This window comes from Motilibacter deserti, assembly GCF_011250635.1.
In the GTDB taxonomy this organism is placed as follows: Bacteria; Actinomycetota; Actinomycetes; order Motilibacterales; family Motilibacteraceae; genus Motilibacter_A; species Motilibacter_A deserti.
The window spans coordinates 1-218 of record NZ_JAANNP010000077.1; the positions used below are offsets into that span (position 1 = coordinate 1).

Here is a 218-nt window from a genome sequence, read left to right on the forward strand (position 1 = left end):
GCCTTGGCGCTGTCGATGGTGGCGCGCAGCGCCTGCAGGGTGGTGCGGGCGCCGGTGGTGTCGCCGTTGTCGGGGGCGGTCCAGGCGGTGAGGACGGAGGCCTGGAAGGCCCGTGCCTGGGACTCGGCGAGCCCGCCGGTGCGGGCCTGGTCCCCGATGGCCTTCATCAGCGGGAAGAGCCCGGGCTCGGGGGAGATCCACGGCGCCAGCAGCGTGGT

The 218-nt window shown here is 75.2% G+C and carries 1 protein-coding gene; it reads right to left on the bottom strand.

Annotated features, from left to right (window positions below; translation table 11 throughout):
- Positions 1-218: hypothetical protein (locus G9H71_RS19520; RefSeq protein WP_166284461.1), on the bottom strand; the 218-nt coding region annotated here is incomplete at both ends.